We start from the raw sequence: 1,890 nt of genomic DNA, 5'->3' as shown, positions 1-1,890 counted from the left end.
CTGGCTCGCCCGCTTTTTCATCGCGCTAGCGCTTCTTTGGGATCGACCTAAGGCGAGCGAACCATAGGGCTGCGGCACCCGAGGTCAGGAGCGCGGTGATGCAAGCGGCGATGGGAACTGATCCTGTTGCCGGTAGGTCCTGCGGTAGGGTACAGCGTTGAATGACACGGTCCTCGTCATGTGACTCAAGTTTATCGCCGCCGCCGTTGCGGCAAAGATCGACGCGTGCGCTGTTGGTGAGTGCGGTTTGGGGCGTATAAGCCGACGTCGCCTGCATGTGCACGATTGCGCCCCGAGCGTCTGTGCCAAGGATTGCTTTGGCATCGTCAAGGTCGTCGTGCTCATCTTTGAGATCATCGCGGGTCCAAGAATCCGCATCGCTTCGAGTCGTAAAGCCGGCGGCTACCGCACCGTATTCAATGCGAATGCCCGTTACGACGGTATTGGACGCAAGGTCGAGTTCTTTCGCCTCGAGTGTGGTGGATTCCGTGGTCGAGACATCCGCCTTCCAGAGGTGCCAGCCGTCGTAATCGACGAGGCGGCAATCCTCACCCAGACTTTCCTTTACTTCGTCGGACTCAAGCCAAGGATTTTCGTGCCCATCGTCAAGTGTCGCGTTTGCCGGCTCATCGACGTCTGTCGAGTCCAACGGCGTCGTGCGATACCACACGTTGCACAGACCGTTGAGGTCGCCGATGGCGACGGGGGTTTCGATTGAGACGAATCTCGCCGTATCGTCCTCGGCACACTCAAGATCATCGGTAATTGTAAACTCATCAACCCAGGTAGTTGAATCGTTTCGAGCGTCGATGGTATAGGAGAAAAGCCCATCCGTATTGGTTTGCATCGCGGCACGGTTTTTACCATCGCCGTTAGCCAACAGGCCCTTTTCGATAGGTTGGACAAGTTCCTGACGCTTGTCGACCTGCCCCTTGATCTCGATGGGCGCATCCTTCATCGCGACGGATTGGACTTCTCCCGTATCCTTTATTTCAAACGTTATCTCCTCGGCAAGGTCATAGGTCCGCGGAGACATCATTTCGCGCAACGAGTAGGTGCCGGGTGCAAGATGTTCGACGCGGTGTGGCTTGTCGGATGAGGTCCAGGAGTCTATTTCGGTTTTATCGGGACCATATAAGGTGAGCCGTGCGCCTTCTACTTCCTGCTCACCGCTTGCATCGACCTTGGAGATATCAACCTTGGTGTAATCGTCGGATACGTTAAGCCGTGCTTCTACAACGGGTGTTTTCTGGTCGGCATAAGTAAGGTCGACAATATGGGTTGTCTGATCGAGCAAGAAGCCTGCCGGCGCTTGAGTCTCGACAACCTCGTAGCGTGCGGTGCCAGATCCCAGTGGGAGGTTGTCCGCGCGTGCTTCTCCAGTTTCATCCGTCGTGACGGTAGCGACAGTCTCACCGTCGAGTGCGGCAATGCTACCGTCGGGGCGCACGATATCACCCGAGGCACGGATCTCAAAGATGGCGCCCGCGAGGCTGCTGCCGTCTACGGCATCGGTTTTAACGATCCTGATATTTCCGGTCGCGGCGCGGTCATAATACGAGGCGATTGCAACGGGCGTTAGGTTCATGTCGGCGGGTATGTTTACCTCGATTTCTTCGCTGACAAGATAGGGCTCTTTGGCCGAGGTTTCGCGTACATAATAGGTGCCCGGCACGAGCGATTCTGGCAGTGTGACGGTCCCGGTCGCGTCAGTCGTAAAGGTGTCCATTACGTTATGTGCTGGATACCAGCAAGTTTGTGAGACAGGTTCGTGATTGCTGTCGAGGAGTTGGAAGGTGAATCCGGCTAGGGGAACAGAAGCGCCTGTTTGGGCATCGGGTTGATTTCCGATCTCAGCCGAACACATTAGGCGGACAGGCCGTTCCCGCA

The 1,890-nt window shown here is 56.3% G+C and carries 1 protein-coding gene; it reads right to left on the bottom strand.

Annotated elements, in window-relative coordinates; genetic code table 11:
* Window positions 1-25 precede the first annotated feature (25 nt).
* On the bottom strand, window positions 26-1,890 hold a 1,865-nt coding region (locus DXC52_RS08095; RefSeq protein ID WP_255413404.1), incomplete at its 5' end, for a collagen binding domain-containing protein.

This window comes from Collinsella sp. TF05-9AC (assembly GCF_003438495.1).
Lineage (GTDB): Bacteria > Actinomycetota > Coriobacteriia > Coriobacteriales > Coriobacteriaceae > Collinsella.
Note: the sequence above shows the minus strand (reverse complement) of the source record. Positions and strands in the feature narration are given on the sequence as shown.